This window comes from Streptomyces virginiae, from assembly GCF_000720455.1.
Lineage (GTDB): Bacteria > Actinomycetota > Actinomycetes > Streptomycetales > Streptomycetaceae > Streptomyces > Streptomyces virginiae.
In genome coordinates this window covers 97277-105806 of the sequence record NZ_JOAK01000021.1, presented here as the reverse complement: position 1 = coordinate 105806, position 8530 = coordinate 97277, and the positions used below count along the sequence as shown (strand labels likewise).

The 8530-nt window shown below is 73.1% G+C and carries 9 protein-coding genes; 8 read left to right on the top strand and 1 reads right to left on the bottom strand.

Annotated elements, in window-relative coordinates; genetic code table 11:
- Positions 1–315 precede the first annotated feature (315 nt).
- Complete coding sequence (locus tag IG86_RS0127485; RefSeq protein WP_051785442.1) at positions 316–1503, bottom strand: sensor histidine kinase; 1188 nt, start codon at positions 1501–1503, stop codon at positions 316–318.
- A 147-nt stretch (positions 1504–1650) separates the two neighbouring features.
- On the opposite strand from IG86_RS0127485, the gene IG86_RS0127480 reads away from it, so the two are divergent.
- From IG86_RS0127480 to IG86_RS0127445, 8 genes are read left to right on the top strand one after another with little or no spacing between them, the layout of a single operon-like run.
- Positions 1651–2058, top strand: a complete 408-nt coding sequence (locus IG86_RS0127480) for an NADH-quinone oxidoreductase subunit A (RefSeq protein WP_030653514.1) — start codon at positions 1651–1653, stop codon at positions 2056–2058.
- Positions 2049–2642 (top strand): NADH-quinone oxidoreductase subunit B, encoded by a 594-nt coding sequence (locus tag IG86_RS0127475; RefSeq protein WP_030900389.1) that lies wholly within the window; start codon positions 2049–2051, stop codon positions 2640–2642. The genes IG86_RS0127480 and IG86_RS0127475 overlap by 10 nt, the downstream gene beginning before the upstream one ends.
- Entirely contained in the window at positions 2639–3955 is a 1317-nt protein-coding gene (locus IG86_RS0127470) for an NADH-quinone oxidoreductase subunit C (RefSeq protein WP_030900386.1), read from the top strand. The genes IG86_RS0127475 and IG86_RS0127470 overlap by 4 nt, the downstream gene beginning before the upstream one ends.
- Positions 3952–4920, top strand: a complete 969-nt coding sequence (locus tag IG86_RS0127465) for a complex I subunit 1/NuoH family protein (protein WP_030826131.1) — start codon at positions 3952–3954, stop codon at positions 4918–4920. The genes IG86_RS0127470 and IG86_RS0127465 overlap by 4 nt, the downstream gene beginning before the upstream one ends.
- A complete protein-coding gene (locus IG86_RS0127460; RefSeq protein ID WP_030826127.1) occupies positions 4920–5528 on the top strand; it encodes a NuoI/complex I 23 kDa subunit family protein in 609 nt (202 codons plus the stop codon). Before IG86_RS0127465 ends, IG86_RS0127460 begins: the two co-directional genes overlap by 1 nt.
- Positions 5525–6112, top strand: coding sequence for an NADH-quinone oxidoreductase subunit J family protein (locus tag IG86_RS0127455; protein WP_030900383.1), 588 nt, complete (start codon positions 5525–5527; stop codon positions 6110–6112). The genes IG86_RS0127460 and IG86_RS0127455 overlap by 4 nt, the downstream gene beginning before the upstream one ends.
- Positions 6112–6483: an NADH-quinone oxidoreductase subunit NuoK gene (nuoK, locus tag IG86_RS0127450; RefSeq protein ID WP_030826120.1), complete on the top strand. Its 372-nt coding sequence runs from the start codon at positions 6112–6114 to the stop codon at positions 6481–6483. Before IG86_RS0127455 ends, nuoK begins: the two co-directional genes overlap by 1 nt.
- On the top strand, positions 6480–8528 hold the full coding sequence (locus IG86_RS0127445; protein ID WP_030826117.1) for an NADH-quinone oxidoreductase subunit 5 family protein: 2049 nt from the start codon (positions 6480–6482) through the stop codon (positions 8526–8528). Before nuoK ends, IG86_RS0127445 begins: the two co-directional genes overlap by 4 nt.
- The last annotated feature ends 2 nt before the right edge of the window (positions 8529–8530 follow it).

The window sequence follows — 8530 nt, the reverse complement described above, 5'->3', positions numbered from 1 at the left end:
CCCCCAGACCATGCGGCGAGTAGGCATCTCCACCCGGGGGTTAACCCCACCCCCCACCCCACCGGGCCGGCGCCGCCGGATCCGGCGCCGCCGGATCCGGCGCCGCCGGATCCGGCGCCGCCCTTCCGCCCCGCCGGTGCCCCCCGGCGCACCCTCCGCAGCCGGCTCCGGCACGTTCGGCCCCGCCGGCGTTCGAGGCGCGTGGGCCGGGGCGGCGCCCCGGGGAACGGCGCCGTGCCGGACGGACGAACGGGACCCCCGCCCACCCCGGACGGGAGTCCCGCTCGACACCAACCGGCCACGGCCGGCGCGGCCTCAGCCCCGGCGGCGGTCCCGCCACGGCAGCTCAGCCGTCACCACCGTCCCCTCCCCCTCGGGGGAGTCCACCACCAGCACCCCGTCCACCGCACCGAGCCGTTCCGCCAGCCCCGCCAGCCCGCTCCCACCGGACGTGTCCGCCCCGCCCCGCCCGTCGTCCGACACCCGGATGATCAGCCGGGCCCCCGCCCGCCACACCTCCACGGTCGCGCCCCTCGCCCTCGCGTGCTTGCTCACGTTCTGCAGCAGCTCGGACACCACGAAGTACGCGATCCCCTCGATCGCCTCCGCCGGCCGGGCCTCCTGCCCCGCCGGCAGGTCCACCAGCACCTTCACCGGCACCACGCACCGCGCCGCCACCGACGACAGCGCCGCGTCCAGCCCCCGGTCGGTCAGCACCGCCGGGTGGATCCCGCGCGCCAGGTCCCGCAGCTCCTGGAGGGCCAGCTTCACCTCCCCGTGGGCCTCGTCGACCATCGCCGCCGCCCCCTCCGGGTCCTCCAGCAGCTTCTCCTTCGCCAGGCCCAGCCCCATCGCCAGCGCGACCAGCCGCGCCTGCGCCCCGTCGTGCAGATCCCGCTCGATGCGCCGCAGGTCCGCCGCCGCGGTGTCGACCACCACGCCCCGGTCGGACTCCAGCTCCGCGATCCGCCGCTCCAGGCCGTCGGAGGGCGACAGGAGCCCCCGTACCATCGCCCGGTCGGCGTTCGCCAGCAGCCGCACCAGGTACGGCAGCACGGGCCACAGCACGAACAGGCCGGTCAGGACTACCGTGAAGGTGAGTACCCCCCACGGCAGCCGGATCAGCATGAACAGCACGGTCCGCCAGCCGACCGGATCCTTGATGCTCGTCCACAGCCAGGGGAAGAACCCGCCGGACCGACGCGGTCCGGGGATCGGGGTCGGCTCCTCGACCCGTACGCCCAGCAGCCCTCGCGCGCGGGCCCGTTCGAGCCGTCCCCATTGACGGGACAAAAAGAGACCGACCGCCAGCAAAGGAAGTCCGATCGCGGTCACGGAAAGACCGCCCGCGGTGGAAACCATGACAACCGCGTAAACGAATCCGAGGATCCCCTCTGGCAGGTTGATCACCAGATGGGCGATTTCCTTCCATGTGACGGCACTGAATACGGGCCGTACGGGAGGAGGCCGATCGTTGTCGGGGATGGCATGGCTCGTGGTCATGCGCCACAGCCTGTCAAGCCGGGTCACCCGATGCCATGGGGTGTCCGGGGTGCTGTGAACGGGGGATAACCCCACCCCGTGTGAGGCAGGCCCTAGACTCCCGTCCGTACCAGATCGTCGACAGTGACCGAGGAGCGAGGAACGGACGTGTCCGAACCAACGGTATCGACCGTAACCGTGCTCGCGGCGGACTACTTCCGGAGTTATTCGGTCGTCGGTCTGCTGGCAGCCCTCGGTGTGCTCTTCGTGGCCGTCGCCTTCGGCGCGGGCCGCCTCCTGCGGCCCGTCGTGCCGACCCGCGAGAAGCTGCTGACCTACGAGTGCGGCGTGGACCCCGTCGGCGAGGGCTGGGCGCACACCCAGGTCCGCTACTACGTCTACGCCTTCCTCTACGTCATCTTCGCCGTCGACTCGATCTTCCTGTTCCCGTGGGCGACGGTGTTCGCCGCCGCCGGTTACGGCGCCACGACCCTGGTCGAGATGTTCATCTTCCTGGGCTTCCTGGCCGTCGGCCTGCTCTATGCGTACAAGAAGGGCGTCCTCGAATGGACGTGACACCTCAGCCGGAGCTGCTCCCGGAGCCCAAGCGCCTCGGAGTCCTCTCCCGTCTGGCCCCGGAACCGATGAAGGTGGTCCTGAACTGGGGCCGCCGGTACAGCCTGTGGGTCTTCAACTTCGGCCTCGCCTGCTGCGCGATCGAGTTCATCGCCGCGTCGATGGCCCGGCACGACTTCATCCGCCTCGGCGTCATCCCCTTCGCACCGGGTCCGCGCCAGGCCGACCTGATGATCGTCTCGGGCACCGTCACGGACAAGATGGCCCCCGCCGTCAAGCGGCTCTACGAGCAGATGCCGGAGCCGAAGTACGTCATCTCCTTCGGCGCCTGCTCCAACTGCGGCGGCCCGTACTGGGACTCGTACTCGGTGACCAAGGGCGTCGACCAGATCATCCCCGTCGACGTCTACGTGCCCGGCTGCCCGCCGCGCCCGGAAGCGCTCCTCCAGGGCATCCTCAAGCTCCAGGAGAAGATCGCCCGCGAGTCGCTGGCCGAGCGCTACGCCTCGGGGCCGTCCGTCTCCCAGCTGACCAGCGGCCTGGTCACGCCCCCGCCCGTGCCCGACGGGGGGGCCGGCGCGTGAACCTCTACGACTCCCTCCCCGACGCGGCGCCGACGGTCTTCGGCGCCGAGGCCGTCGCCGAGCTCTCGTACGACGTCCTCACGGTGGACGTGCCCGTCGGCAGCTGGATCTCCTCCCTGGAGATCGCCCGGGACAAGCTGGGCTGCACGTACTTCGACTGGCTGAGCGCGGTGGACGAGCCCGGGACCGGCTTCCGGGTCTGCGCGCACGTCGCCTCGCTGGAGAACCACCGCGTACGCCGCCTCCTGCTGCGCACGACCGTCCCGCACGGCGCCCCCTCCCTGCCGTCGGCGGTCGCCGTCTACGCGGGCGCGGAATGGCACGAGCGCGAGACCTTCGAGATGTTCGGGATCACCTTCACCGACCACCCGCACCTGGTGCACCTCCTCCTCCCGGAGAACTTCGAGGGGCACCCGCTGCGCAAGGACTTCGTGCTGGCCGCGCGTGTCGCGAAGGCCTGGCCGGGGGCCAAGGAGCCGGGCGAGGCCCACGACCCGGACGCCCCGAAGCGCCGTCAGATGCTGCCGCCCGGCGTGCCGGACCCCAACGACTGGGGTCCGCTGAAGGGCCAGCTCCCGCCGGCCCCGGCCCGTCCTGCCCGTACCCCGCGCGCCGCCGGAGCGGCGGGCGCCGCCGCCCGCGCTCCGCGCGAGGGCGCCCCCGTCCGCCGGGCCCGCTCGGTCGCCGAGGGCTCGGCCACCCAGGCCGCCGAGGCCGCCACCGCGGACACCCCGGCCCGCCCGCCGCGCCGTACCCGCTCGGTCACGGAAGGCTCCGCCAGCCAGGCCGCCGAGGCCGCTGCCCCGGACGCCGCGGGCACGGAAACCCCGGCCCGCCCGCCCCGCCGTACCCGCTCGGTCACGGAAGGCTCCGCCAGCCAGGCCGCCGAGGCCGCCACCCCGGCCGCTGCCCCGGACGCTGCGGGCACGGAAACCCCGGCCCGCCCGCCGCGCCGTACCCGCTCGGCAGCGGACGGCTCCGCGAGCCAGGCCCCGACTTCGGACGAAGGCTCGGCCGACGGGGCCGCAGAGGTCACGGACACGCCTGCCGGGGAGGCCCCGGCGCGCCCACCGCGCCGCTCCGCACCCCGCAGCTCCGACGCCCCCTGGCACGACCCGAAGCCCGCCTTCGACGGACCGGCCCCCAAGTCGGCTCCGACGGCCGAGCCGGAAGCCCGGTCCGCGCCGGAAGCCGGGCCCGAGCCGGAAGCCGGGTCCGCGCCGGAACCCGAGGCCGGGCCCGCCCCCGCGCGACGCCCGGCCGAGCCGGAGACCGAGACCGACCCCACCACTGACACCGGAGGCACGGCGTGAACGACGTCCTCGACGTCGCCCTGCGGCTGATCGTCGTCTTCGCCGTCTTCCTCGTGCTCCCGCTCGTCGTCGGGCAGACCGAGCACAAGGTGATGGCCCACATGCAGGGCCGCCTCGGCCCCATGTACGCCGGCGGCTTCCACGGCTGGGCCCAGCTCGTCGCCGACGGCGTGAAGTTCGCGCAGAAGGAAGACGTCGTCCCGGCCAACGCCGACCGCCGGATCTTCCAGCTGGCTCCCGCCGTGGCCCTGCTTCCGTACCTCCTGGTCCTCCTCGCCATCCCGATCGGCCCGGGCGAGGGCGCGGTCGGCCAGGTCATCGACGCCGGCCTGTTCTTCGTGCTCGCCGTCATGGGCGTCGGAGTCCTCGGCTCCCTCATGGCCGGCTGGGCCTCCGCGAACAAGTTCTCCCTGCTCGGCGGCCTGCGCACCGCGGCGCAGCTGCTCGCCTACGAGCTCCCCATGCTGCTGGCCGCCGCCTCCGTGGCGATGGCCGCCGGGACGGTCTCCCTCACCGGCATCGTCGAGGGCTTCGAGTGGTGGTGGCTGCCCTGGCAGATCGTCGGCGCGCTCGTCTTCTTCACCGCCGGCCTCGCCGAACTGCAGCGGCCCCCCTTCGACATGCCCGTCGCCGACTCCGAGATCATCTTCGGCGCGTACACCGAGTACACCGGCCTGCGCTTCGCGCTGTTCCTGCTCGCCGAGTACGCCGGCATCGTCGTCCTCTGCTTCCTCACCACCGTCCTCTTCCTCGGCGGCTGGCACGGCCCCTTCGGCGCCGACGGCCTCGGCTGGGTCTGGACGCTGCTCAAGACCGCGGTCCTCGCGTTCGTCGTGATCTGGCTCCGCGTGAGCTACCCGCGCCTGCGCGAGGACCAGCTGCAGAAGCTCGCCTGGACCACACTCATCCCGCTCGCGCTCGCCCAGATCGCGCTCACCGGCATCGTGAAGGTGGCGATCCAGTAATGCCCATCCCCGGATCCGGCCTCGCCAAGGGCCTGGCCGTCACGCTGCGCACGATGACGAAGCGCTCGCACACGGCCCAGTACCCCGAGGTCCAGCCCGAACTCCCGCCCCGCTCCCGCGGGGTCATCGGCCTGTTCGAGGAGAACTGCACGGTCTGCATGCTGTGCGCCCGTGAGTGCCCCGACTGGTGCATCTACATCGACTCCCACAAGGAGACGGTCCCCGCCTCCACCCCCGGCGGGCGCGAGCGCAGCCGCAACGTCCTCGACCGCTTCGCCATCGACTTCTCCCTCTGCATGTACTGCGGCATCTGCATCGAGGTGTGCCCCTTCGACGCCCTCTTCTGGTCGCCGGAGTTCGAGTACGCGGAGACCGACATCCACGAGCTGACCCACGAGCGCGACAAACTCCGCGAGTGGATGTGGACCGTCCCGGCCCCGCCCGCCCTGGACCCGGCCGCCGAGGAACCCAAGGAGATCGCCGCCGCCCGCAAGGCCGTGGAGAAGGCCGAGGCCGCGGCAGCGGCGGCAGCCGCCGCGGCAGCCGAGACCGCGCAGGCCGCCGACACCGAACCGCCGACCACCCCGACCCCGGAGTCAGACGCGTGACCCCCGCCGCCACCCTGGCCGCAGCCGCCACCACCGGGCCCGGTTTCCTGTCCCCGACCGGCGTCGAGATCGCCTTCCTCCTCGTGGGCCTCGCCACCTTCGGCGCGGCCCTCGTCACGGTCACCACCAAGCAGCTGGTCCACGCCGCCCTCTGGCTGGTCGTCGCGCTCGGCGGCATCGCCGTCGAGTACCTGCTGCTGACCGCCGAGTTCATCGCCTGGGTGCAGGTCCTGATCTACCTCGGTTCCGTGGTCGTCCTCCTCCTCTTCGGGCTGATGCTCACCAAGGCCCCCATCGGCCGCTCCCCGGACGCGGACTCCGGCAACCGGCGGGTCGCGCTCGGCGTCGCCGTCGTCGCCGCCGTGGCCCTGGTCTGGGTGGTCGTCGACGCCTTCCGCACCACCTGGATCGACCTCGACGGGCCGGTCCAGGGCTCCACGAAGGTCTCCGGAGAGATGCTCTTCCAGCACTGGGTGCTGCCGTTCGAGGCGCTCTCCGTCCTCCTCCTCGCCGCCCTGATCGGTGCCATCGTGCTGTCCCGCCGCAACGACCCCGCCGACGCCAGTGACAAGGGGCAGCGCTGATGCACCTCGCCTACCCCGCCGTGCTCGCGGCGCTCCTCTTCTGCACGGGCCTGTACGGAGTGCTCGCCCGCCGCAACGCCATCCTGGTCCTGATGTCCGTCGAGCTGATGCTCAACGCCGTCAACCTCAACCTGGTGGCCTTCGACGTATGGCTGCGCGACGCCCTGCACGCCGGCCAGGCCCTCACCCTCTTCACCATCGCCATCGCCGCCGCCGAGATCGGCATCGGCCTCGCGATCGTGCTGATGGTGTACCGCAACCGGGGCACCTCGGACGTCGACCGCCTGCGCGACACCGCCGAGGGCCACGAGCCCCACCCGATCAACGCCGGCGACAGCACCGGCACCGCCCGGCCGGAGGTCGCCGCGTGAGCACCACGACCCTCGCCGTCCTCGTCCCGCTGCTGCCCTTCCTGGGCGCGGTCGCGGGACTGCTGCTCGGCCGCACCGCCCCGGGCTTCGTCCGGCCGCTCGCGATCCTGCCGACGCTCGCCGCCGCCGTACTGGCCGTCACCGTCGCCGTCCGCCAAGGCGGCGGGCAGCCGATCAGCACCGCGACCGAGCTGACCCCGACCGGCTCGGTGCCGATCGACCTCTCGCTCTACATCGACGGCTTCGCCGCACTGGTCGCCGTCCTCGTCGGGGTCGTCGCCACCTGCGTACAGCTCTACTCGACGGCGTACCTCCGTGACGACCCGCGCTACCCGTCGTACGCCGCCCTCGTCTCGCTGTTCACCTCCGCCATGCTGCTCGTCGTCTACTCCGGCGACCTGATGGTGCTGCTCGTCGGCTGGGAAGTCATGGGCATCTGCTCGTACTTCCTGGTCGGCCACTACTGGGAGACCGAGGCCGCCCGCTCCGCCTCCCTGAAGGCCTTCCTCGTCACCAAGCTCGGCGACGTCCCCTTCCTCATCGGCCTGTTCGCGCTCGCCACCGACGCCGGCTCCTTCCGGATCACGAAGATCCTCGGGACCGTCGCCGCCGGCGGACTCGACCACCCCACGCTGGTCGCGCTCCTCCTGCTCGCCGGAGTCGCGGGCAAGTCCGCGCAGTTCCCGCTGCACACCTGGCTCCCCGACGCCATGGCCGGCCCCACCCCCGTCTCCGCGCTGATCCACGCCGCGACGATGGTCGCCGCCGGTGTCTACTTCATCGCCCGCCTCCTGCCCGTCTTCGCGGCCTCCGCCGCCGCACTGGTCGTCATGGCCGTCATGGCGGCCGTCACGATGGTCGGCTCCGCCCTCGCCGCCCTCGCCCAGGACGACATCAAGCGGGTCCTGGCCTACTCCACGATCGGCCAGCTCGCCTACATGACCGGCGCCCTGGCCGTCGGCGACCGCGGCGCCGCCGTCTTCCACCTCCTGTCCCACGGCGCCTTCAAGGCGCTCCTCTTCCTGGGCGCGGGCGTGATCATCCACGCCGCCGGCACGAACTCCCTGGCCGCCATGTCCCGGATGGACGGCCTGGCCAAGCGCATCCCCGACGCCTTCTGGACGATGACGATCGCGCTGCTCGCGCTCGCCGCCATCCCGCCCTTCGCCGGCTTCTTCTCCAAGGAAGCCGTCCTCGTCGCCGCCGAGCAGACCGCCACCGGCCACTCGGACCTCGCTCCCGTCGCCGCCGGCTGGCTGGTGCTGATCGCCGGCGTGCTCACCGCCCTGCTCACCGCCGCCTACGCCGCCCGGCTGTGGCTGATGGCCTTCCGCGGCCGGGGTGCAGCCGCCCCCGACCACGGCAAGGAGCCCTTCGCCATGACGGGCGTGCTGTGGCTGCTGGCCGTCCCGTCGGTCGCCTTCGGCCTCGCGGCCGACTCGGTCGCCGACTGGTTCGACGGCAGGGCCCTCACCCCGACCGTGGCCACCTCCGTCCTCGGCACGGGCGCCGCCGTCATCGGCGCGATGCTCACCTACGCCCTGTGGCAGCGCGCCACGGTCAAGGCCGCCACGGCCCCCGCGGCCGGACCCGCCCGCAGTGCCGCCGCCGCCGAGCAGCCCGCCGCCGTGGCCGCCACAGTGTCCGCGGCCACCGCGGCCGCCGAGTCCGCCGCCGAGACGCCCGAGGTCGCGGAGGTCACCCACGAGCACCCCGCCGTCCCGGCGGGTCCCGCCGCCGACCCCGGCCGTGCCCTTCTGGGCCCCCTCCACCGCCACGCCGCCGACGGCTTCCACCTCGACGCCGTCTACGACCGGCTGTTCGTCCGCCCCGTCCGTGGCGCCGCGGGCCTCGTCCGCTTCCTCGACCGCGAGGTCGTGGACACGTACGTCCGCGGCGCGGGCAGCGGCACCCGGCTGCTCGGCAGCCTCGTACGCCGCGCCCAGACCGGCAACGTGCAGAGCTACCTGAGCGCCCTGCTCGCCGGCGCCGTGGTCCTGGCGATCGCCACCGCCGTCCTCGCCAACGTCAACGCCGGATCGTGAGC